Source organism: Kitasatospora sp. NPDC002227 (assembly GCF_040296285.1).
GTDB lineage: Bacteria > Actinomycetota > Actinomycetes > Streptomycetales > Streptomycetaceae > Kitasatospora.
Genome location: NZ_JBEOWY010000001.1, coordinates 153,931 through 175,755 on the forward strand (window position 1 = coordinate 153,931; position 21,825 = coordinate 175,755).

General features: G+C 74.1%; 18 protein-coding genes. 5 read left to right on the forward strand and 13 right to left on the reverse strand.

Going from position 1 to position 21,825, the window contains the following annotated elements:
- Nucleotides 1-20: 20 nt before the first annotated feature.
- The 3 genes from ABT095_RS00670 to ABT095_RS00680 are packed head-to-tail and all read left to right on the forward strand — an operon-like array spanning nt 21 to nt 2,179.
- Entirely contained in the window at nt 21-803 is a 783-nt protein-coding gene (locus tag ABT095_RS00670) for a DUF4389 domain-containing protein (protein ID WP_350527034.1), read from the forward strand.
- Nucleotides 800-1,666, forward strand: a complete 867-nt coding sequence (bla, locus tag ABT095_RS00675; protein ID WP_502884784.1) for a class A beta-lactamase — start codon at nt 800-802, stop codon at nt 1,664-1,666. The genes ABT095_RS00670 and bla overlap by 4 nt, the downstream gene beginning before the upstream one ends.
- A 57-nt stretch (nt 1,667-1,723) precedes the next feature.
- A complete protein-coding gene (locus tag ABT095_RS00680) occupies nt 1,724-2,179 on the forward strand; it encodes a GNAT family N-acetyltransferase (RefSeq protein ID WP_350527036.1) in 456 nt (151 codons plus the stop codon).
- Between the two features lie 168 nt (nt 2,180-2,347).
- Here the strand turns inward: ABT095_RS00680 and ABT095_RS00685 are convergent, their stop codons facing one another.
- Genes ABT095_RS00685 through ABT095_RS00695 form a run of 3 tightly spaced genes read right to left on the reverse strand, consistent with a single transcriptional unit; the run spans nt 2,348 to nt 4,488 of the window.
- Nucleotides 2,348-3,505: an MAB_1171c family putative transporter gene (locus tag ABT095_RS00685; protein WP_350527037.1), complete on the reverse strand. Its 1,158-nt coding sequence runs from the start codon at nt 3,503-3,505 to the stop codon at nt 2,348-2,350.
- Nucleotides 3,502-4,029 carry a M78 family metallopeptidase domain-containing protein gene (locus ABT095_RS00690; protein WP_350527039.1) on the reverse strand — a complete coding sequence of 176 codons (528 nt, stop codon included), beginning with the start codon at nt 4,027-4,029 and terminating at the stop codon, nt 3,502-3,504. The genes ABT095_RS00685 and ABT095_RS00690 overlap by 4 nt, the downstream gene beginning before the upstream one ends.
- A gap of 12 nt (nt 4,030-4,041) precedes the next feature.
- Nucleotides 4,042-4,488 (reverse strand): XRE family transcriptional regulator, encoded by a 447-nt coding sequence (locus ABT095_RS00695; RefSeq protein ID WP_502884773.1) that lies wholly within the window; start codon nt 4,486-4,488, stop codon nt 4,042-4,044.
- Between the two features lie 139 nt (nt 4,489-4,627).
- Between ABT095_RS00695 and ABT095_RS00700 the strand changes: the two genes are divergently transcribed.
- Nucleotides 4,628-5,107 (forward strand): RidA family protein, encoded by a 480-nt coding sequence (locus ABT095_RS00700; protein WP_350527040.1) that lies wholly within the window; start codon nt 4,628-4,630, stop codon nt 5,105-5,107.
- Nucleotides 5,108-5,140: 33 nt separating this feature from the next.
- On the opposite strand, the gene ABT095_RS00705 is transcribed toward ABT095_RS00700, so the two are convergent.
- The 5 genes from ABT095_RS00705 to ABT095_RS00725 form a co-directional block, all read right to left on the reverse strand.
- Nucleotides 5,141-5,974, reverse strand: a complete 834-nt coding sequence (locus tag ABT095_RS00705; RefSeq protein ID WP_350527041.1) for a PhzF family phenazine biosynthesis protein — start codon at nt 5,972-5,974, stop codon at nt 5,141-5,143.
- Between the two features lie 66 nt (nt 5,975-6,040).
- A complete protein-coding gene (locus ABT095_RS00710) occupies nt 6,041-6,526 on the reverse strand; it encodes an RICIN domain-containing protein (protein ID WP_350527042.1) in 486 nt (161 codons plus the stop codon).
- Nucleotides 6,527-6,695: 169 nt separating this feature from the next.
- The gene (locus tag ABT095_RS00715; RefSeq protein ID WP_350527043.1) at nt 6,696-7,691 is read right to left on the reverse strand and encodes an ABC transporter ATP-binding protein; all 996 of its coding nucleotides are present in this window, start codon (nt 7,689-7,691) and stop codon (nt 6,696-6,698) included.
- Nucleotides 7,688-10,375: a hypothetical protein gene (locus ABT095_RS00720; RefSeq protein ID WP_350527044.1), complete on the reverse strand. Its 2,688-nt coding sequence runs from the start codon at nt 10,373-10,375 to the stop codon at nt 7,688-7,690. The genes ABT095_RS00715 and ABT095_RS00720 overlap by 4 nt, the downstream gene beginning before the upstream one ends.
- Complete coding sequence (locus ABT095_RS00725) at nt 10,372-13,644, reverse strand: FtsX-like permease family protein (RefSeq protein ID WP_350527045.1); 3,273 nt, start codon at nt 13,642-13,644, stop codon at nt 10,372-10,374. The genes ABT095_RS00720 and ABT095_RS00725 overlap by 4 nt, the downstream gene beginning before the upstream one ends.
- Before the next feature lie 159 nt (nt 13,645-13,803).
- Here ABT095_RS00725 and ABT095_RS00730 point away from each other — a divergent pair, with 159 nt between their 5' ends.
- Nucleotides 13,804-14,520, forward strand: coding sequence for an ABC transporter ATP-binding protein (locus ABT095_RS00730; protein WP_350527046.1), 717 nt, complete (start codon nt 13,804-13,806; stop codon nt 14,518-14,520).
- Nucleotides 14,521-14,565: 45 nt separating this feature from the next.
- Here the strand turns inward: ABT095_RS00730 and ABT095_RS00735 are convergent, their stop codons facing one another.
- Genes ABT095_RS00735 through ABT095_RS00755 form a run of 5 tightly spaced genes read right to left on the reverse strand, consistent with a single transcriptional unit; the run spans nt 14,566 to nt 21,735 of the window.
- Complete coding sequence (locus tag ABT095_RS00735; protein ID WP_350527047.1) at nt 14,566-16,710, reverse strand: MGH1-like glycoside hydrolase domain-containing protein; 2,145 nt, start codon at nt 16,708-16,710, stop codon at nt 14,566-14,568.
- A gap of 15 nt (nt 16,711-16,725) precedes the next feature.
- Complete coding sequence (locus ABT095_RS00740) at nt 16,726-18,738, reverse strand: beta-galactosidase (RefSeq protein ID WP_350527048.1); 2,013 nt, start codon at nt 18,736-18,738, stop codon at nt 16,726-16,728.
- Nucleotides 18,735-19,544, reverse strand: coding sequence for a carbohydrate ABC transporter permease (locus tag ABT095_RS00745; protein WP_350527049.1), 810 nt, complete (start codon nt 19,542-19,544; stop codon nt 18,735-18,737). Before ABT095_RS00745 ends, ABT095_RS00740 begins: the two co-directional genes overlap by 4 nt.
- Nucleotides 19,541-20,404, reverse strand: a complete 864-nt coding sequence (locus ABT095_RS00750; protein ID WP_350527050.1) for a carbohydrate ABC transporter permease — start codon at nt 20,402-20,404, stop codon at nt 19,541-19,543. Before ABT095_RS00750 ends, ABT095_RS00745 begins: the two co-directional genes overlap by 4 nt.
- A complete protein-coding gene (locus ABT095_RS00755) occupies nt 20,401-21,735 on the reverse strand; it encodes an ABC transporter substrate-binding protein (RefSeq protein ID WP_350527051.1) in 1,335 nt (444 codons plus the stop codon). The genes ABT095_RS00750 and ABT095_RS00755 overlap by 4 nt, the downstream gene beginning before the upstream one ends.
- Nucleotides 21,736-21,825 lie beyond the last annotated feature (90 nt).

The window sequence follows — 21,825 nt, forward strand, 5'->3', positions numbered from 1 at the left end:
CCCCAGTGAGGAGCAGGACGATGGCCGCAACCGGATGGAGCGCACCGCCCCAGGCGGGTTTCGAGCAGGAGTGGCTGCCGGAGCTGGACCTACCAGGTGCCAAGAGCCAACGCCGGCTCACCGTGCTGCTGCGCTGGCTGCTGCTGATCCCGCACTTCATCGCCCTCTTCGTGCTCGGCATCGTCGCCTTCGTGCTGACCGTGGTCGGCTGGTTCGGCGCCCTGGTGCTCGGCCGCCTGCCCGAGCCGTGCGCTGGCTTCCTCTCCGGGTACGTCGCCTACGCCACCCGTGTCCAGGCCAGTGCGATGCTGCTGGTCGACGAGTACCCGCCGTTCGCGCTGCAGGCGCCGCCGGAGTACCCGGTGCAGGTCTGGCTGCGGCCCGGTGAGCTCAACCGGCTCGCGGTGTTCTTCCGCATCATCCTGATGATCCCGGCCGCCGTCATCAACAGCCTGCTCGTCGGCGGGTGGTACGTGCTGGCCTTCATCACCTGGCTGATCACCCTGGTCATGGGCCGCCTGCCGCAGCCGCTGTGGGAGGCCACGGCGGCGACCCTGCGGTACACGATGCGGTACAACGCGTACGCGATGATGGTGACCTCCGCCTACCCCAAGCGGCTGTTCGGCGACAGCGAGCCGTACGGGCAGCAGGAGGCCCGCTCGGCCTCGCGGCCGCTGCGGCTGGGCACCGGGGGCAAGGTGCTGGTCGTGCTCTTCCTGCTGCTCGGGCTGGCGGGCAACAGTTCCTCGGCGGTCTTCCGCTCGGACAGCAGCTCCGGCAGCTCCTCGGTGCAGGTCTACTGACCGCGCGGCGCACCGTCCTGGCAGCCCTGGCGCTGGCCCTCCCCACCGGCGGGAGGGCCCTCGCGGCGGACACCGTGACGGGCCGGCTCCGCTCCCTCGAGCGGGCCCACGGGGCCCGGCTCGGGGTCTTCGCGTACGACTCGCCGACCGGCCGGGCGGTGGCGTACCGCGCGGACGAGCTCTTCCCGCTCTGCTCGACCTTCAAGACGCTCGCCGTGGCGGCGGTGCTGCGTGACCTGGGCACCGCCTTCCTCGCCCACCGCATCCGGTACACCGCGCGGGACGTCGCCGCCTCCGGCTACGCCCCCGTCACCGGCCTGCCCGCGAACCTCGCCGCGGGCATGACCGTCGCCGACCTGTGCGCGGCGGCCCTCGACCACAGCGACAACACCGCCGCCAACCTGCTGCTGCGCGAACTCGGCGGCCCGGCGGCCGTCACCCGCTTCTGCCGCTCCATCGGCGACGGTGTGACCAGGCTCGACCGCTGGGAGCCCGGCCTCAACTCGGCCGAACCCGGCCGGACCACCGACACCACCAGCCCGCGCGCCCTCGCCCTCAGCTACGCCCGCCTGGCCCTCGGCCCCGCCCTCGCCCCGCCCGACCGCCGCCGCCTCACCGCCTGGCTGCTCGGCAACACCACCGGCGCCGGCCGCCTCCGGGCCGGCCTCCCCACCTCCTGGACCACCGCCGACAAGACCGGCACCGGCCACTACGGCACCACCAACGACGCCGCCCTCACCTGGCCCCCGGGCCGCCCGCCGCTCGTCCTCGCCGTCCTCTCCGCCAAGCCCGACCCCGCTGCCCCGCCGGACGAGCCCCTCCTCGCCGCCACCGCCACCCTGCTGGCCACCGCCCTGAGCTGACGGCCCGACCCGACAGCGGGGCCGGCCGACGCGCCGGTCTGCGGCATACTCGCGCGCATGGCACATCTGACCACCGGGGAGCGCGACCCCGAACTCAACAAGCGGCTCGACGCCGAACTGACCGCCTTCAACTCCGCCGCGACCGGCGCCGACGACTACGGCTCCTTCTCGGTCAGGGCCACCGACGAAGCGGGAGAGCTGATCGGCGGGCTCACGGCCTGGACCTGGGGCGGGCTGTGCGGGATCGAGATGCTCTGGGTCCGGGAGGAGAGCCGCTCGGGCGGCTGGGGGGCCAAGCTGCTGCTGGCCGCCGAGGCCGAGGCGCGGGCCCGGGGGTGCGACCGGGTGGCGGTCTCCTCCTTCACCTTCCAGGCGCCCGGCTTCTACCAGCGCCACGGGTACCGGGAGACCGGCCGGATGCTCGGTATCCCCGGCGGGCACTCGGACGTCCACCTGTTCAAGCGCCTCGACGGCACCCCGAACCCCGAAACAGCTGTGGATATTGAGGTCTAGTCAGATTCACCTCAGCTGGCCTACGCTGTGATCATTGAGCCGAGGGCCCGACCGGGACTTCGCCGGTGAACCCCGGCGGAGACCCCGAACCCGGTCGGCCGTCCTCACCGCCCGCCCCGTCCGGTGTCGTCCCCCGGCCGGGGCGGGCACACTTGCGCCCGCACACCCTCAGCCCGGCACCTCGGCCAGTGAGGCCCGCACCCGCCGCCGCACCTCCGCCACCGCCGCGGACCGGTGGAACGCCTGCGCGATCAGCTCCAGCCTGGCCGCCTCCTCGGTGAGTTCGGCCGACATCTCGGGGGCCCGGTACCCGCTGCCGGGGTAGCTGCGCCCGGCCGCCGCGGCCTCCAGGGCGGCGGCGATCACCGCGGCCTCCACCACCTCCGACCCCGCGTCCGAGCCGGCCCACTCCACCGCCTGCGGGTGCACATGGCCGCGCAGCGCGAGCTGCCCGTCCCGGATCTCGATCACCCGCCGGTAGAGCGACAGGTGCGCACTGCCGCGCCAGCCGGCCGGCTCCAGCGCGATCTCCGGCCGGGCCTGGTGCAGGGCCGTCCAGAGCGGCCCGAGCCGCCGGTAGCTGCGCCAGGCGCGCAGCCAGCGCAGCGGGGCGGCGGCCGTCCGGCCCCAGGCCGCCAGGGTGGCGCCGCCGAGCCCGAGGGTGAGCGTGAGCACCGCCCAGGGCGCCGAGTACACGTCCTCCGCGTACTCCTGCCGGCCCGTCAGCAGCTGGGAGAAGAGCGGGATGACGTCCAGCGCCGTCCAGACCAGCCCGGACAGGCCGCCGGCCGCCACCAGCCGCACGCCCACCCGCAGCACCCCGGCCGGCACCTGCCGCGCCGAGCGGTGGATCACCACCACGAACAGGCTGACGCACCACACGCTGTAGAGCAGGAAGAAGAGGTCGTACGCGACCAGCGCCGCCCGGCTGCCCGGGCCGTTCGAGGCCAGCACGCTCCCCTCCGGGTCCACCCCGGCCGCCAGGTAGCTGAGCGCCTCGACGGCGATCACCCCGGCCAGCAGCATGAGCTGGCGCCGCTCCCGCCGGGCCTCGACGCCGCCCCGCACGCCGTAGGCCATCAGCGCCAGGAAGCAGAGCGCGACGTTGCGCACCTCGATGCCGAGGAGCGGCACCACCCGGCACAGCGGCTCCCACAGCTGGGCGGCGGACTCGGAGACCGCCGGGGAGAGTAACCCCGAGGAGATCGCCATGCTGACGGCGAATCCGAACACCAGGCCGGGCCGGGCGCCCTTGCTCGCCCACAGCCGGCAGCCCGCGGCGGCCAGCGCGATCACCACGGCCAGCAGGCCGGCGAAGTCGATCACTCCCCGCGCCCCGGCGGCCGCTCGACCCCGATCAGCCGGCTCACCCTGTCCCCCGCGCCGCCGGGGGTGGGAGCCGGACCGGCCTGGTGGCGCTGACGGGCCGCCACCAGGGTGGCGAACAGCTCGGCCTCCCGCTCCTGCGGCTCGGTGTAGCCGTCCCGGCCTAGCACCCGGCGCACCAGCTCACCCGAGAGGTGCGGCAGCAGGGTCCGCTCGGTGGCGGCGTTCAGGGTGGCCGTGCCGCGGTGGCCGCAGAGCAGGTGGCCGACCTCGTGCAGCACGATGTGCCGCTGGTGCAGCGGCGTGGCGTCGGCCGGGTAGCCGATGTACTCGGCCCGTTCGGTGCTCACCAGCACTCCGCAGGGGCCGAAGGCCCCGGCCGGCAGCGGCAGGAACTCCACCGGGCGGCCCAGCCTCCCGGTGAGCAGCTCCGTCAGCGCCGCCGGGTCGAACGGCTCCGGCAGCTCGATCGACTCCGCCAGCCGGCGGCACCGCCGCCACTGGGCCCCACGCCCCCACCCCACCCCGGCCAATGTCTACCTCTGCTCCGCCCGTTGCCGCTCGGCGGCTTCGCGCTCGCGCCGCCCGATCGCCTCGATCATGTCGGTGATCGTACCCAGACCGTCCGGCGAGAGGGTCACCGCGCGCAACGCCACCTCGCGGACCCCCGCGTCGCGCAGCGCCCCCAGCAGCGTCAGCTCCTCGGCGATCCGGTCGGCCGGGCCGTCCTCGAAGAAGTATGCGGGTGGTACCTCGAAGAATTGTGCCAGTGCCTCCAGGTGCCGCTTGGTCGGGTTGTCCCGGCGGCCCGTGCGCAGCTGCCACAGGTAGGTGGTCGAGAAGCTCTCCCCGCTCGCCTCCCGGCAGGCCCGGGCCACCTCCTCGTTGCTGTAGGCGTCGCCGCCCGGCCGTCTGACGATCTGGAACAGCCGCTCGATCCTCGACGCGAGCGACCCTCCGTCCGGCACCTCGTTGGCCACCACGCGTGATCTCCCCGTCTGTCTGGTCCGCCCATCGTAGTGGGCCACCGCACGGCCCGGACCGGCCAGGTGTGGCGACTGTGCCACCGCCTTGCGCAAGTTCTGTGTGGGACGGCTCAGTTGGCCGGGTAGGCTGCGGGCCATGGAGTACACGGAGCACACGCAGAGTATCCGGGCGGGGCTCGCCGCGGCCGGCCTGTCCCTCCCTCCGGTCAGCCCGCCGCGCGGGGTGTACGTCCCGGCTGTGGTCAACGGCCGCCTGGTGCAGGTCTCGGGGCAGCTCCCGGTGGTCGACGGCGAGCTCGCGGCCACCGGCCTGGTGGGTGGTGCGGTGCCGCCCGCCGAGGCCCGGGAGCTGAGCCGGCGCTGCGCCCTCGCCGCGCTGGCGGCGGTCGACGCGGTGGTGGGCCCCGGGCGGACCGTCCGCGCCGTCCGCCTGGTCGGCTATGTCGCCTCCGACCCCGGGTTCACCGGCCAGGCCGCCGTCGTCGAGGGCGCCACCGACCTCCTCGCCACCGTCCTCGGCGAGGCCGGCCACCCGGCCGTCAGCCCGGTCGGCGTTCCGTCCCTCCCCCTGGACGCCCCGCTCGAGCTGGAACTCCTCTTCGAACTGACGAACTGACACCAGGCTCCCCCGGAGCTGCCCAGGCAGCTCCTAGGCGAACGGCACGGCCGTCCCCGTCACCGCGATGCCGCTGCCCGGCTCGGCCGGGACGGTGACGGTCAGGGTGCTGGGGCGGCCGAGGTCGTGCCCCTGGTGGACGGTCAGGGTGGCCGGGAGGTCGACCAGGCCGAGGTCGCGCAGGTAGCCGCCGAAGGCTGCGGCGGCGGCTCCGGTGGCCGGGTCCTCGACCACGCCGCCGGTCGGGAACGGGTTGCGGGCGTGGAAGACGGTGGCGGACTCGCGCCAGACCAGGTCGACCGTCACCCATCCGTGGCGCTCCATCAGCGCCTTGAGCGCGGCGAAGTCGTAGTCGAGCGCGGCCAGCCGCTCCCGGGTCGCGGCGGCGATCACCGGGTGCCGGGCGCCCGCGTACGCCACCCGCGGCGGCAGGGCCGGGTCGAGGTCCGCGGCCTCCCAGCGCAGCGCGGCCAGCAGCTCCGGCAGATCGGTCATGGGCTCGACCGAGGGCGCCACGCTGACCAGCGTCGCCGTCACCGTGCCGTCCTCCCCCGCGCGGGTGGTGACCGCGATCTCCCCGGCCCCGGTGTGCAGGATCAGCGGCCCCGTGCCGTACCGCTCGGCGTAGGCCACGGCCGTGGCGATCGTCGCGTGCCCGCAGAACGGCACCTCGATCAGCGGGCTGAAGTACCGCACCGCCAGCTCGCCCGGCCCCTTCGGCACCGCGAAGGCCGTCTCCGAGAAGCCCACCTCGGCCGCCGTGGCCAGCATCACCGACTCGTCGAGCCCGCCGGCGTCCAGCACCACCCCCGCCGGGTTTCCGCCCGCCGGGTCGGTCGTGAACGCCACATATCGCAAGAGATCCATCCGCCGACGATACCGACGCGCCGGACGCATCGTCAAAGGTGGGCTCCGGCCGTCCCGGGACGGGGACTACTGCCACCAGTCGTACTGGTCGGTGGTCTCACAGGTCTGGGCCAGCACGGCGGTGCCGTTGGCGACGCTCGGGGTGGTCATGCACTCACCGCTGTAGGCGCTCTGCCACATGACCATGCCGGACGGCCCGGTGGCGTACCGGCGCCAGAGCTGCGTGGACAGGGAGGGGTAGCAGTCGCCCATCGTGATCTGGCCGACCGCCGGCCACGACGGCGCCGTGATGCACCGGTTCGACCACTCGTTGTTGAAGCGGAACAGACCGCCTCCCATGTCCTCCGTCTGCCACATCTGCTCGTTGCCGCCGCCGCAGGTCCACATCTGGAGCTTCGCCTCGTTCTCGGTGGCGTTGTCGAGGCAGTGCCGCGAGTTCAGCACCCTGATGTTGGTGGCCCCGTCGGCCTGGGCGGGCGCGCCGGTCAGCGCGAGGGCCGACACCGTCAGCGCGGCGACGGTGAGGGAGAGCGCGGTGCGTCGTCCGGTCATGATTCAACTCCGGTGGGTCACTTCGAGCTTGTCGGGGCAGCTGCCCCCTGTCCCTCCCCACTGTGGCCGGTGCGCCGCGCCCGCGAATCCGTGGTGACCACGGACTCAGGGCCTCCGTGGTCACCACGGAGGCCCTGCTCCCGAACCGCCGGATGGCGGCTGCGTGCGGTCAGTCCTCCTGGTCCGGGTAGACGGCGATGTGGTCGGCGGCCAGGTCCATCGCGACGCGCTCGCTCATGCCCAGCGCCGCCAGGAACTTGGCGGGCAGCTGCACCCGGCCGGTGCGGTCGAGCATCACGTACTCGCGCTCGCTGACGGTCTCCTCGCCGTGCTCGTCGGTGACGGTGCGCCGCAGCACCTCGCTGCTGGTGCGGCCGTCCCGGATGGCCACGGTGCGGCGGACCTCCCCGGCCACCAGCGGGTCGTGGGTCACGATGACCACGGTGGCGCCGAGCTCCCGGTTGACGGTGCGGAAGGCCTCGAAGATCCCGGCGGCGGTCTCCGAGTCCAGCTCGCCGGTGGGCTCGTCGGCGAGCACCACGGCCGGGTTGTTGGCCATCGCCACCGCGATCGCCACCCGCTGCTGCTGGCCACCGGAGAGCTGGGCCGGGCGGCGCCCCGCGAGGTCGCCGATGTCCAGCGCCTCGAGGAGCTCGGCCACCCGGGCGGCCTGCTTGGCGGCGCCGGCGCGGCCCTTGGCGAGCTGCATGGGCAGCGCGATGTTCTGCTCGGCGGTCAGGAAGGGCAGCAGGTTGCGCGCGGTCTGCTGCCAGATGAAGCCGACCACCTCCCGCCGGTAGCGCAGCCGGTCTTTGGCGCTCATCGCCAAAAGGTCCCGCCCCGCGACGGTGGCCCGGCCGGCCGTCGGGCTGTCCAGTCCGGCCAGGATGTTGAGCAGGGTGGACTTGCCGCTCCCGGAGGCGCCGACCAGGGCGACCAGGTCGCCGTGGTCGACCAGCAGGTCCAGGCCCTGCAGGGCCTGCACCTCGATCCGGTCGGCGGTGAAGATCCGCACCAGGCGGTCGCAGGCGATCACCGCGTCCTTGCCGTAGGAGCTGGGCGCGGCGGCGGCGAGTGCCCGCTCGCGCAGCTGCGCCAGGGTGGGCTCGGCGGGGCCGTCCGCCTGGGCCCGCTCGACGGTGGTGCTCTCGGGCTGGCTGGTCATCGGGCGTCTCCCGCTCTCAACTCGGTGGTGATCTGTCGTCGGCCGAAGAGCGCGGCTTCGGCGAGCACGCCCAGCGTGGTCAGGGCGGCGATGACCGCCGCCTGGCCGAGCACGGGCGTGACGGCGGGGGCGAGCCCGGTGGCGACCGGGGCGCCCACCATGGTGGTGAGGTCGATGGCCGGGCCGAGCAGCAGCACCGCCAGCACGGCGCCCAGGGCGCCGATCAGCGTGCCGGTGAAGGCTTGCGGCAGCGATTCGACCATGATCACGCCGACCCCTTCCCGGGGCCGCATGCCCATGGTGCGCAGCCGGGCCAGGATCGCGGCGCGGTCCGGCGCGGCCCGCACCAGGGCGAGCAGCACGGCCAGCAGGGCGAAGCCGACGGCGGCGACCACCGAGACCCAGAACATCCGCTCGGCCGAGCCCTGCAGCGGGTTGTGCGCCAGCGCCGCGGTGACGGCCGCGCTGGTGCGCACCTCCGCCGAGGTCTTGCCGAGCAGCGCCGTCACCCCGGCGGGGTCGGTCGCACCGAGGGCGTACCACCGGTTGACGTGCCCGAGAGCCGGTGTCTGGGCGATGGCGGGCCCGGCGGGCACGATCACGGCGGAGCTCCTGGAGCCGGCCACCGTCGCGGGGGTGTCCACGATGCCCCGGGCGGTGACCGACAGGTCGTCACCGTTCTGCGTCCGCAGGCCGAACTTGGCCCCGGCCAGGTTGGCCAGGTCCTTGGTGACCAGCACCGGGACGGTGCCGTCGGCCCGGGCACCGCCGAGCACGGCGGGGTCGAACTCGCCGTGCCCGGCGGCGTGGGCGAGCACGGCGTACTTGGCCGGGTCGACCACGACGATGGTCACCCGCGGGGTGCCGGCCAGGTCGGAGTCGCGGACGAACACCTCGTCCTCGGTCCACAGGGCGACCGCGTCGTGGACGCCGGGCAGGGCGTCGGCCTTGGCGGTGAACCCCTCCGGCAGCTGGGCGCCCTCGGGCAGCAGGACGGCGGTGTCGGCACCGACCTGGAACCGGGCGGCCTGGTGGCGCTGCCCGTCCACGGCGCTCACCAAGGTGGCGCCGAACCCGGCGGTGGTCACGGCCAGCACCAGGGCGAGCAGCGGCAGCACCGAGGGCCGGGCCTGCTCGCCGGTGCCCCGGGTGGCCCGCGCCAGGCCGAGGAAGCCGACCAGGCCCGGGCGCCGCCCGGTCCAGCGGGCCAACGCCCCGACCGTCACGGGCTGCAGACGCACCAGCAGCAGTGCCCCGCTCAGCGCGAGCAGCAGCGGCGCGACGATCAGCAGCACGTCGACGCCCTGGTTCGCGGCCGAGACCCCGCGCCGGCGCAGCTCGAAGACGGCCGCGGCCGTGACGACCAGCACCAGCAGCTCGGCGACCAGGCGCCGCCGGCCGGGCCGCCTGCCCGGCCGCAGCTGCGGGGCGACCACCCGCAGCGGGAGGGAGAGCAGGGTGAACAGGGTGACGAGCGTGCCGGCCAGCACCGCGTTGCCCCACCGGAAGGTCGGCAGCAGCATTAGGGCGAGCGCTCCGCCGAGCACTGCGGCGGGCAGCGTGGTGACGGCGCTCTCGCCGAGCAGCCGGCGCAGCAGCCCGGCGCGCGAGGCGCCCCGGGCGGCGAGCAGCCGCAGTTCGGCGGTGCGGCGGTCGTTGCCGAGCGCGGCGGCCAGGCAGAGCACCACGGCGGCCACCCCGGCGGCGCCGGCCGGGCCGATGGCGGCCAGCGGGGCCGCCGCCGCCTGCTCGGCCTGCGCCTGCTCGAACAGCTCGGGCAGGCCGGAGGTGATCCGCAGCGCGGGCCTGCCGGTGCGGTAGGCGAGCTCCACGTTGGTGGTGCCGCCCACGTAGGCCGCGGTCTCGGTCTGGATGTCGGCGAGCTGGTCGTTGCGCAGCCGGTCGATGTCGACCGGCAGCCGCCAGAAGTTCTCCGCCTCCTCGCCCCAACTGCCGACGACCTCCAGCTGGTTCGGGCCGATCAGGCCGCCGACCTCCCAGTACTGGTACGGCGGCTTGCCCGCGGTGTACTCGGAGCAGGCGCTGACCAGACAGCCCATTCCCGTCCAGTACGGGTCCGCGGGGTCGTCGACGGCATAGAGGCCCACCACGGTCATGCCGAGCCCGCCCCCGCCGTTCAGCACGGTGCCCACCTTGGCGCCGAGGGTACGCGCCCCGCTCTCCGAGAGCACGGTCTGCGGGGTCGTGCCGTCGTCCGGCCACTTCCCGCTCACCAGCTTGGCGTGCTTGGCGAGCCCCTGCAGGTACAGCACCTCCAGTTTCGGGGGGACGCCCTCGGGCGCCGCCAGTTCCGGGTTCTGCAGGGCGCGTGGCCGAAGGCCCCGGCGGCCGTAGACGGGGCCGCTGGGGGCGGGCCTCAGGTGCTCGGTCATCCGGTCGGTCAGCTGGCCGACCGTCCGGTCGAGGTCGGCTCCGCTCTCCTCGCGCCCGGTGGTGCCGCCGCTGGTCGCGGTGACCACCAGGCTGGTGTCGGTCACCCCGCCGTCCTTCAGGTACTGGCGCAGCGCCCGGTCGGCGCCCCGGTCCATGGCCCGCGGCAGTGCGGTGGCGAGCAGCACCACGAGGAAGGCGAGCAGGGCGGCCAGCACGGCGGCCGTACGGGCGGCGCCCAGCCGGGTGCGGACCCAGGGCGCGCCGGGCGGGGTCGGGCGGTCGGTGCTCACATCTCCTCCGCGAACCGCAGGCGGGCGACCAGGTCGCGCTGACGACGCCCGCCGAACACGGCGGCGAGCAGGGGGACGGCGGCGATCGCCGCGGTGAGGGCGAGGGCCTGGCCCACGGGCAGGGCGATGACGACCTCCGGTACGGGGCGCTGAGCTGTCGGGGTGAGCAGGATCAGCGGGATGATCAGGTGCAGCAGGACGGTGCCGAGGGCTAGCCCGACGGCGGCGCCGAGGCCGACCAGCAGGCCCTGCTCGACGGTGACGGTGCGGGCCAGCAGCCCGCCGGAGGCCCCGAGCGCGCGCAGCACGGCGAACTCGGCGGCGCGTTCGCCCCGGGCCGCGGCCGTGGCGGCGGCGAAGCCGATCGCGGCGAGCACGGCGGCGGCCACGCACAGCGCGGCCAGCGCGCTCTGCGGACCGGCGTTGACCGGGTCGTCGAGCAGCACGGCGGCGGCCTCCTCGCGCAGTCGCACGGTCTGCTTGGCGGCCGAGGTGCGCAGCGCGGCGGCGGCCTTGGCCGGGGTGTCGTCTCCCGGACCGGTGGCGGGCAGCCACCACTCGGACGGGATCGGCGGGTCCTGGCCGACGGCGGCGGACCGCAGCTGCAGGGTGCGCAGGTCGACGGCGATCGCGGTGGTGCCCACCACCGGCAGGGCCCGCACGGCGGCGACCACCTTGGCCCTCAGCCGCCCTTCCCCGAGCGGGAGTTGGACCACGTCGCCGACGCCGGCGCCGACCGCCCGCAGGTAGGAGTCGGTGGCCACCGCCGGGATCGGCTGCTGCTCGCCGGCCGCCGTGAAGGTGGCGGAGACCCCGACCAGCGAGAGGTCCTTGACCACGGCCTGGTAGTTCGCGGTCAGCAGCTGCTCGGCGGTGGATTTGGCCGCACCGAGGGTGACCAGGCGGTTCTCCGGCGCGCCCGGCGAGTTCGCGGTCGACTGCCAGCCGAAGCCGGCCGGCGGGGTGACCGCCGCCGCCGGGCCGTCCGGCGTGTCGGAGACCAGGATCTGATGGATCGTCAGGTCTCCGCTGCCCATGTGGTCCGACTGTCCGGTGAAGGAGAGCGTGACCCCGGCCAGGCTGAGCGGGTAGGCCGCGGAGCCGAGCGGTCCGTCCAGGTAGCGGGTCAGGTCCACCGAGACGGTCGCGTCGCCGTCGAGCGGCAGCCGCGAGGCGACCAGCCGGTAGAGGACGCCGTTGCGGTCCTGGATCAGGAGCACCAGGTCGGGTGCGAACGCGCCCTGCCAGTCCGGCGCTGCCCACGGCGGCGGCACGGTCAGGTAGGCCTGTTCGTGGTTGGTCAGCTTCACGTCCACCCGGGTCGGACGGCCGGGCAGCGGGACGGTGGCCGTGCCCTGCGCGGGGGCGGCCAGCGGGCCGAACAGCTCGGCCGGGCGGCGCCCCTTCAGCAGGTCGGAGCGGATCGGCAGCCGGGTGGCCGCGGCGCCGGTGTCCAGCGCCAGCAACTGCCCCGAGGACCGGTCGGGCAGGGCCAGGTCGGCCCGCACCACGGGGAGCATCCGGTCCCCGCCGGGCAGCCCGCCGTACAGGCCGGCCTGGCCCATCGGGGCGACGCTCGAGCCCGTGATCCGCAGGCCCCCGGCCGTGGAGAACTCGGCCTGGTCGTGCTGCGAGGCCGTCCAGGCCGCGCGCTGACCGAGCGCGAGCACGCCCATCGAGACCGCGAGCACCAGCAGCAGCACCGGCCCGGTGGCCCGGCCGGGGCGGCGGGCGAGCTGCCAGCCGACCAGCGCCCCGCCGAGGCCCGCGCCCCGGGTGGCGAACCGGCTGCCGAGCCGGGCGGCGTACGGGAGCACCCGCAGCACCAGCACCGTCCCCGCGCACAGCGCCAGCGTGGGCGCGGCGATTAGCACCGGGTCGACGCTGAGCGAGCCGTCCGCCGCGGCGGACAGGCCGCCGCCGGAGTAGTGCCCGAGCTGCTGGTAGGCGAGCACCGCGAGCACCAGCAGGGCGAGGTCTGCCCCGGAGCGGGCCGCCCCGGCGACCAGCGCCTGCCGGCGGCCGGCCTTGCGCAGCGCCGCCGTACCCGCGTTGCGCAGCAGGGTGGGCAGTGCGGTGAGCGCGACACAGACCAGCGCGCAGACCGCGGCGACCGGCCAGGCCAGCCACGGCAGCCCGGTGTCCAGCGGCACCTTGGCCAGCGAGCCGGAGTGGCCGAGCAGGGTGAGCAGCGGCGGGGTGAGCAGCGGGGCGAACGCGGCGGCGGGCAGGGCGAGCACCAGCGCCTCGACCCCGGTGAACGCGCCGAGCCTGCGGCGGGCGGCGCCGCGCGCGGTGAGCAGCGCGTTCTCGCCGGCCTGCCGGTCCTGCATCAGGTGGACCACCAGCAGCAGCGCGGCGGCGGCGAGCACGGCGAGCTGCAGCGCGCCGATCAGCAGGGTGGAGCGGGCGACCAACTCGGCCGCCTGCAGACCCTGCAGGACTTCACCGAGTTCGGTGCGGCTCTGCAGGCCGCTGGCCTGCCGGAAGGCGACCCCGGTCGGCTCGACGCGCCGGCGCAGCCCGTCGGCCTGCCCGGCGGTGATCGCGCCGAACTGGGCCGTCACCAGCCAGGACCTGCTGCCCTGCGGCAGCCCGCCCGCGGTGAAGGCGGAGTCGTCCACCAGCATCGGGCCGTAGGTGGTGAAGCCCATCACCTGCACTTCGTGCCCGCCGAGCGGGTCGAGCCGCCAGTACGGCTCCTCGCGGTCGAGCGCCTGGTAGACGCCGGTGACCTTGACGCCGATCGGCGCGCCGCCGTAGCGGTCGTCCAGCCGGACGTCGGCGGGCAGCTGGGCCGCCGTCAGGCCGAGCCTGGTCAGCAGGCTCTGCGGCACCGCGGTCTCGGCCGTCGCGCCGGGCTGCGCCGGCCCCGGCCAGCGGCCGGCGGTGAGCTTGACCCGGCTGCGGTCCACGGCGGCGAGCACCGTCAGGTCCGGCTCCTTGCCCTGGTGGCCGGGCAGTCCGTAGGAGCGGCTGCGGGCCATCGCCTGCACGGAGTGCGGCAGGGTGCCGAAGAGCTGGTCGGCGTAGCGGGCGACGGACGTGTCGTCCGCGGCGCGCGCCTTCAGGTCGTGGTCGCCCGAGGCCAGTGCGACGGTCTGGCCGTGGCTGGGCCCTTGCAGGGCCTGCCGCAGGCCGGCCTCGCCGACCGTGCGCTCGAAGGCGACCAGGGCGGTGAGCACCGCCGTGGTGATGAGCGCCGTCAGCAGGACGGCTGCCGCCAGGGGCAGCCGTCCGCGCAGACGGCGCAGGACGAATCCGAGCATCCGATCTCTCCCCCGATCCCGGACTTTCCCGTACCGGGTATCAAATGATCATGGCACAATCGAACAGGTGTGTGAGTACCGTTGTGGAGATCGTGTGCCAGGTGGCCAACTGTTGCGGAACTGCCAAGTACACGCAGCCCGGCTTCAGGGGGTTTCACGATGACGACAGAAATTTTTCAGCCAACCTCGGCGGCTGGCTCGGCCTCGCCGATGGTGGTGGTGAGCGACCTCCGCCGCAGCTTCGGCGAGGGGCCGCAGGCCGTGCACGCCCTGCGCGGCGTCAGTTTCACCGCCCGGCGCGGGGAGCTGACGGCCGTCAAGGGGCGGTCCGGCTCGGGCAAGACCACGCTGCTCAACCTGATCGGCGGTCTGGACACGCCGACCAGCGGCACGGTGGAGATCGACGGCACCACCCTCGACGGGCTCGACGAGAGCGGCCGGCTCGCGCTGCGGCGCGAGCGGATCGGCTTCGTCTTCCAGTCCTTCGGGCTGATCCCGGTGCTCACGGCCGCCGAGAACGTCGGCGTACCGATGCGCCTCAGCCGGGTGCCCGCCAAGGAGCGGGAGGAGCGGGCCCGCACCCTGCTCGCCCTGGTCGGCCTGGCCGACCACGCCGAGCAGCGCCCCGGCGAGCTCTCCGGCGGCCAGCAGCAGCGCGTCGCCCTGGCCCGCGCCCTCGCCAACCAGCCGTCGCTGATCATCGCCGACGAGCCCACCGGCCAGCTCGACTCCGAGACCGGACGCTCCGTCATGGAGCTGCTGCGCGCGGTGGTCCGCAGCGAGGGCGTCACCGCCCTGGTCGCCACCCACGACCCGAACCTGATGGAGCTCGCCGACCAGGTGGTCGAGCTGCGGGACGGCCTGATCGCCGAGTGACGCGGCGGGGGCGGCCCTCGCCCCGGGCCGCCCCCGCACGCCCGGTCAGTCGCCGATCATCGGCAGCAGCAGCGCGGCCGACCAGCTGAAGTTGGTCGAGTTGAGGGCCTTGCCGGTCAGCGGGTCGTAGTTCTCCATGATCGGGCCGTCCCCGCTCAGGCCCGCCGCGTTCGCCAGCAGGCGGTCGGTGAGCGCGGCGGCCTCCCGGTCGTAGCCGTACGCCCGCAGGCCGGCCAGCGCGAAGTACGCCTGGTCGAGCCAGACCGGGCCGCGCCAGTACTCCTGCGCGGCGAAGTACGGCGAGCTCCTCGCCACCGTCGGGAAGGGCACCGCCGTGCCGAACTCCGCCGGGTCGACCAGGCGCGAACGCACCGCCGCCGCCTGCTCCTCGCTCGCCACCGCGGCCCAGAGCGGGACCACCCCCTCGATCCCGCGCCCGCGCGCGGTCAGCCGCTGCCCGCTGCCCAGCGCCGTGTCGTGGAACCACCCCGTCGCCGGGTCGTACATCCGGCCGCGCACCTTCGCCGCCAGCTCCTCGGCCGCTGCCCGCCACCGCGCCGCCTCCGCCCGCAGGCCCAGCCGGTCGGCGATCATGGCCAGATAGCGCTGGTCCGCCACCAGGTACGCGTTGAGGTCCACCGACTCCTGGCCGAGCGAGTACCCCACCAACTCGCCCCTGCCGTCGCGGTTCTCCACCACGGCGGTGCCCAGCTCCGCGTCGAAGCGCGGCGCGTTGTCCATCCCGCTCTCCCAGGCCGCCGCCTGCCGCGCGTCCTCGGCCGTGCCGTTTCCCTGGTCCACCGTCGCGCCGTACTCGGCCAGGCCGTTGCCGTCGTGGTCCCGGCACCGGCTCCACCACTGCTGGTAGGCCGCCAGCTTGGGGTACACCTCGCGCAGGAAGGCGGTGTCGCCGCTGCGCCGGAAGACCTGCCAGACCGACCAAGCGCCCAGCGGCGGCTTGGAGTTGCGCTCGTTCCAGTTGCCGCCGCCGTGCGCGAGGTCGTTGTAGAAGACGCAGTCCGGCACCATCCCCGCGTCCTGCGGGCGGTCCGCCGAGGCGGCCGTGATCTGGTGGTCCAGCACGGACCGGATCTGCGACTGCGCCAGCGCCGGGTCGAACCGCGCGGTGCCGACGGCCTGCTTCCAGGTGTCCCAGGCCCAGAACCCGCCGGTGAACCACTTGTACGAGATCGAGGGCGTGATCCCGTCGTGCTTCAACGCCCCTGCCGCACTGCGCCAGTTGCTCACCAGCGTCTGCACGGCCTTCACCGCGAGCCGCCGCCGGCCGGCCGGCACCCCCTTGGTCGCGCTGCTCAGATAGCCCCGCCAGCGCCGGTCGACCGCCGCCACCGCCCGCTCCGGGCGCCGCAGCAGCTCGGCCACCGCCGGGCGCTCCACCGCCCGTTCGGCCTCGGTGAAGGTGTACGTCTCCGCCCAGCCCAGTGCCTGCCGGGCCCCCGGCGCCAGCACCAGCGGGGCAGCCAGCTCGGTGCGGTAGGAGTCGCCGTCCACCGTGCTGCGCACCGGGCGCTCGTGGGTCACCTCGAACCGCTCGGTGCCGTCGGTAAGGAAGCTCCAGGTGCTGCGCACCCGGGCGAAGGAGACCGCCACCCCGCGCTCGGTGGCCACCAGCGCCGGGGCGCTGTGCTGCGGCTCGGCGACCGGCCGCAGCAGGGTGCCGGACCAGCCGACGGCTATCTCCCGCCGCTCGGCGCCACCGTTTGCCACAACGGCCCGGACGTAAGCGCTGCGGTCACTCGTGAAGCGCAGCTCCAGGGTGAGCTCCAGCCCCTCCCCGAACCGGTAGCGCTGCCGCAACAGTCCTGGCAGGGAGGTGAGTTCCGGACTCGAGAGGGCGAGCGCCTTCCCGCCCTCGCTCAACTCGACCCGGCTGAACGAGCGGCTGAGCCACCAGGGGTACTCCTGAGCGATGTACAGCGGGCCGGAGAAGCCGCCGTAACTGCCCGGGTCGTCGGCGCGCGGCAACGCGTAGGCGTGCCAGGCCCCTTGGTCCGCGAAGACGTTGACCGGGTTGAGCGTGCCGGTCTCGGCGGCCGCGGGCACGCCGTGCAGGTCGAGCAGATCGGCGTACGAGGGCTCGGCGGCCTCGACCGGGAGCGTGCCGGTGCAGGTGGCGGCGAGGACGGCACCGGCAGCGGCGGCACGTAGCAGGGTACGGCGGTCGGTCACTGTAGTCCTTCGAGGTCAGCGGTGCAGGACGGCCACGTCGAGCGGGCCGAGGGTGAGGGCCGGGCCGGGTACGCGGTCGGGGGCGAGCAGATCGTTCGCGGTGGTCCATTCGGCGGGCAGGGTCACCACGATGGGCCTGTCCGTGTGGTTGAGCAGGAAGAGGTGCTCGGCCCCGCCGGGGCTGCGGCGGACGGTCGCCTCCACCCCCTCGGGCGCGGCCAGCACGGGCGTCACCCCGGCCGTCCGCAGGATCTCCCCGAGCACCACGGCGACCTGCGGCCCGAGGTCGCAGCCGAGGTACCAGGCGGTGCCGCGCCGGGTGACGGCGGGCAGCCCGGCCAGCGGGCCCTCGTCGTACCGGGCGACCGCCTCGGCGCCGTGCGGCTCCAGCCACTCCGTCCAGCGGGTGGCGCTCAGCTGCCGCCCGTCCGCCAGGCTCAGCCGGGTGGCCGCGCCCTCGGGCAGCGGCCAGAACTCGTCCACCACCACGCCCAGCGTCTCGCGCAGCGGAGCGGGGTAGCCGCCGAGGTGGATGTGGTCGTGCTCGTCCACCACGCCGCTGAACGGACCGCAGACCAGGTGGCCGCCACCGGCCGCGTAGCCGGCCAGCCGCTGCGCGGTGCGCTCCCGCAACAGGTACAGGTTCGGCGCCAACACCACGCGGTAGCCGTCGAGTTCGGCCGTCGGCGGCACGAAGTCCACCGCTGTGCCGCTCCGGTGCAGCGCCGCGTACCAGGGCCGCAGCAGGTCGAGCCAGCGCATCCGGGCCGAGGGGTGGTCCTCGAGCTCGAGGGCCCACCAGTTCTCCCAGTCGAGCACGATCGCCACCTGCGCCGTACTGCGCCCGCCCGCGACCGGGGCCAGCCGCCGCAGCTCGGCGCCGAAGCGCACCGTCTCGCGCCAGCCGCGCGAGTCGGTGCCCCGGTGCGGTAGCAGCGCGCTGTGGTGCTTCTCGGCCCCGGCGCGGGAGGCCCGCCACTGGAAGTACATGACGGCGTCCGCACCCCGGGCCACCGCCTGCAGCGACCAGAGCCGCTGCAGTCCGGGCCGTTTGGGCACGTTGACCGGCCGCCAGCTCACCGCCGAGGGGGCCTGCTCGAGCAGCAGCCAGGGCGCGCCGCCCTTGAGCGAGCGCATCAGGTCGTAGTTCATCGCGGCGTGCACATGGGCGTCCGGGTCCGCCGGATCCGGGTAGGCGTCGTCGGAGACCACGTCCTCCTCGGCGGCCCAGGCCCAGTAGTCCAGTGCCTTGAACATCGACATGAAGTTGGTGGTCACCGGTGTGCCGGGGGCCAGCTCGTCGAGGACGGCCTTCTCGGCGCGGTAGCACTCGAGCAGCGCGTCGGAGCAGAACCGCCGCCAGTCGAGCGCCTGGGTCGGGTTCACCGGGCCGGGCGCGGTGCGCGGCGGCTCGACCTCGCCGAGGCTGCGGTAGTGCTGGGACCAGAATCCGGTGCCCCAGGCCGAGTTGAGCGCCTCGATGCCGCCGTAGCGCTCGCCCAGCCAGCGGCGGAAGTGCGCCGCCGACTCCGCACAGAAGCACTCGGTGACGTGGTCGCCGTACTCGTTGTGCACGTGCCACAGAGCCACGGCGGGGTGCTTGCCGTAGCGCTCGGCGAGCGCGCGGGCGAGCCGGACGGCGGCGGCGCGGTAGACGGGCGAGGAGGGGCAGTAGTGCTGCCGGGAGCCGAACTCGAGCCGTACGCCGTCGGCGGTCACCGGCAGCAGCTCGGGGTGGGAGCGCACCAGCCAGGCCGGCGGGGAGGCCGTGGCGGTGGCCAGGTCCACGGCGACGCCGTGCGCGTGCAGCTGCTCCAGCAGGCCGTCCAGCCAGCCGAAGTCCCACTCCTCGGGCCCCGGTTGGATCCTGGCCCAGGCGAAGACACCGAGCGTCACCATGGTGACCCCGGCCTCGCGCATCAGCTTGACGTCCTCGGCCCAGACCTCCTCGGGCCACTGCTCGGGGTTGTAGTCCCCGCCGTAGAGCAGGCCGGGTACGCGGGTCACGGTGCCGGTCGCGTCGGTCATCCCTTCACCGCCCCGCCGAGCAGGCCGGCGACGAACTGCCGCTGGAACAGCGCGAAGAGCAGGATCAGCGGGAGGGTGGCGAGCAGGGAGCCGAGCATCAGGCCGGAGTAGTCGACCCGGCTGAGACCGGTGAGGGTGTTGAGTGCGACGGGCACGGTGTACTTGTCCTCGGTGTTGAGCATCAGGAGCGGCCAGATGAAACTGTTCCACTGGCCCATGAAGGTGAAGATGACGAGTGCGCCCAACTGCGGGCGCACGCACGGCAGCACAACGCGGTAGAAGGTCCGGATGTCCCCGGCGCCGTCGATCCTGGCCGATTCGATCAGCTCGTCCGGGAAGTCCAGAAAAGCCTGGCGCATCAGCAGGATGCCGAAGGAGTTCGCCAGGAAGGGCACGACGATCGCCTGGTAGCTGTCGATCCAGCCGAGGCTCGCCATCATCTGGAACAGCGGCACCAGCAGCACCTGGAACGGGATCATCATGGTCGCCAGCACCGCGCCGAGCAGCAGCCCCCGCCCGCGGAACCGGTACTTGGCCAGCCCGTAGCCGCCCATCGCGGACAGCAGTGCGCTGCCGGCCGTGTAGACCAGCCCGGTGCCCAGGCTGTTGAGCAGCACCCGCCCGATGCCGACGCTGCGCTGCAGCCCGGCGATGTTGTGCAGCAGGTGCCCGCCGGGCAGGAACGGCGGTGGGGAGCGGAAGAGTTCGGCGGTGTCGTGGGTGGCGGCCACCGCCATCCAGCAGAACGGCAGCAGGCTCACCGCGGCGCCCGCCGCGAGCACCAGCGTGACCAGGGCCCGCTTCACCCCCGCCCCCTTCCGAGCAGCCGGAACTGCAGCAGCGAGATCACGCCGGTCACCAGCACCACCGCCCAGGCGATCGCGGCGGCGTAGCCGAAGTCGCTCTGCTGGAAGCCGACCCGGTAGAGGTAGAGCACCGGGGTCAGGGTGGCGTCGGCCGGGCCGCCCCTGGTCAACACGAAGTTCTCATCGAAGAGTTGGAGCGTGCCGATGGTCGAGGTGATGACGCAGAACAGCAGCACCGGCCGAAGCTGCGGCAGGATCACCGCCAGGTGGGTGCGCACCGCTCCCGCGCCGTCCACGGCGGCGGCCTCGTACTGCTCGCGGCCGATCGCCTGCAGGCCGGCCAGCAGGATCACGGCGTTGTAGCCCGTCCACCGCCAGGTGATCGAGCCGATCAGCGCCACCTTGGCCCAGGCCGGGTCGTTCAGCCAGTCCACCGGGTGCAGGCCGAGCGCGCCCAGCACCTGGTTCGCCAGTCCGCCGTCGGTCTTGAGCAGCACCTGGAAGACCACGGCGTAGGCGACCAGCGTGGTGACGGCGGGCAGGAAGTACAGCGCCCGCCAGGTGCCCCGGAAGCGCAGCCAGGACTGGTTGAGCAGGAAGGCCAGGGCCAGCGCCAGCCCGATCATCACCGGCACCTGCACCGCGAGCACCAGAGCCGTGTTGGCGAGCGCGTGCAGGAAGGCCGGGTCGGCCAGCAGGCGCCGGTACTGGGCGAGGCCGACGAAGCTGGTGACGCCGCCGTCCTGGGTGGTGAAGCTCTGGTAGAGGCTGGCGGCCAGCGGGTAGGCGAAGAAGGCGGTGAGCAGCGCGGCGGCCGGTCCGGCGAAGATCCAGGCCCGGGGCGTCCGGCGGGCCGTCATCCGCTCAGTGCGCCGCGGCCGGTGGCGGCGGTGATCTGCCGGGCGGCGGAGCCGAGCGCCTTGCCGGGGTCGTCCCCGTGCAGCAGCACGCCGGCTACGGTGGTGGCCATGATCTGGCCGGCCTTGGCGTCGTCCTTGGTGTACTCCACCGGGGGGATGGCCTTGGCGAGGTCGGCGAAGACCCGGAAGACGGGCTTTCCGCCGTAGTACTCCTGCGGGGCGTCGATGAACGGGTCCGCCAGGGCGGGCAGGTAGGCGGGGAAGATGCCTTCGTTCTTCAGCATCGAGATCTGGTTGCCGGTGTCGGCCAGCAGGAACTCGGTGAAGGCCCAGGCCAGTTGCGGGTTCTTGCTCTGCGCGGTGACGGCCAGCGTGGAGCCGCCCGCGTCCGAGGTGCGGACCCCGCCGGCCTCGAAGGCGGGCAGCGGCAGCACGTCGAACTTGCCCTTGAGCTCCGGCATTTCGCTCGTGAGCGTGCCGGACCACCAGGCGGCGGTGGGCGCGGTGGCGGCTTTGCCCGCCTTGGTGGCGGTGACCAGTCCGTCCCAGCCCTTCTCGTAGTCCACCAGCCCCTGGTCGGCCAGGGTCTTGAGCAGGGTGAGCGCCTTGACGGCCTGCGGGGTGCCGACGGCGACCTTGCCGCCGCCCGCGAACAGCGACTGCCCCTGCTGCTGGAGCAGCATGCCGATGGTGGAGTCCTTCACCGAGTCGAGCACCAGCAGCTTCTGCCCGGTGGCGCTCCTCAACCGCACCCCGGCGCGGACGTAGTCGTCCCAGGTGAGGATGGTGGCCGGGTCGATCCCGGCCTGGCGGAACAGGTCGGTGCGGTAGAACAGCCCGCACGGCCCGATGTCCCAGGGCAGCGCCCGCACCTTGCCCTGCGGGTCGGTGACGGTCGTCCAGGCGGCGGGGGCGAACCGGCTCTGGTGCTGCCCGGCGAGCGCGGTCAGGTCGTAGAACCCGGCGGGGAAGCTGCCGAGATAGGCGGGCAGCCGCTCGCCCTCGACGGTGAGCAGGTCCGGCAGTCCGGTGCCCGCCTGCAGGCCGACGGTGATCTTGTCGTACGCGCTGTCGTAGCCGATGTCCACCACCTGCACCGTGGTGCCGGGGTGCTGCTGCTGGAAGACGGGCGCCAGCCGCTTCATGGCCTGCGCGGCAACGTCCCAGGACCAGACGGTGATACTGCCCGTCGGCGGCGCCGAGCTGCTCGGCGCCAGGCTGCGCACCGGCTTCGCGGCGCCGCCGGCGGCACAGCCGGTCAGGCCCAACACCCCGGCGCCTGCGGCGAGTCCGGCGGTGAGAACGGATCTGCGGGTGGGTCCGGTGAGCACTCTTGCCTCCGGGGGAAGTGATGCTGAATGCTGTATACAGCACACTGAATCCCGGCCTCGGCCGTCAAGAGTCCTGCGCCAAGAAGCTTG